This window comes from Cobetia sp. SIMBA_158, assembly GCF_046566945.1.
Classification (GTDB): domain Bacteria; phylum Pseudomonadota; class Gammaproteobacteria; order Pseudomonadales; family Halomonadaceae; genus Cobetia; species Cobetia amphilecti.
Genome location: NZ_JAWJYL010000743.1, coordinates 1 through 252, shown reverse-complemented (window position 1 = coordinate 252; position 252 = coordinate 1). Strand labels below are relative to the sequence as shown.

Annotated in this window: 1 protein-coding gene; it reads left to right on the top strand. The window is 40.1% G+C overall.

Annotated features, from left to right (window positions below; all coding sequences use genetic code 11):
• A partial coding sequence (locus R2R70_RS21775; protein ID WP_410979165.1) for an NAD-glutamate dehydrogenase domain-containing protein occupies positions 1 to 252 on the top strand: 252 nt, incomplete at both ends.

Sequence of the window (252 nt, the reverse complement as noted above, 5' to 3'; positions counted from 1 at the left end):
AACCGCTAAAGGTGCATGGGAGTCTGTTAAGCGTCACTTCCGTGAGATGGATATTGACTGTCAAACTACTGATTTTACAGTAGTTGCAATTGGAGATATGGCTGGAGACGTATTTGGTAATGGCATGTTGCTGTCTAAGCACATTCGTTTACAAGTTGCATTTAACCATATGCATATATTTGTAGACCCTAATCCTGATGCCTCAAAATCGTATGTAGAGCGTGAACGTTTATTTAATATGCCTCGTTCTTC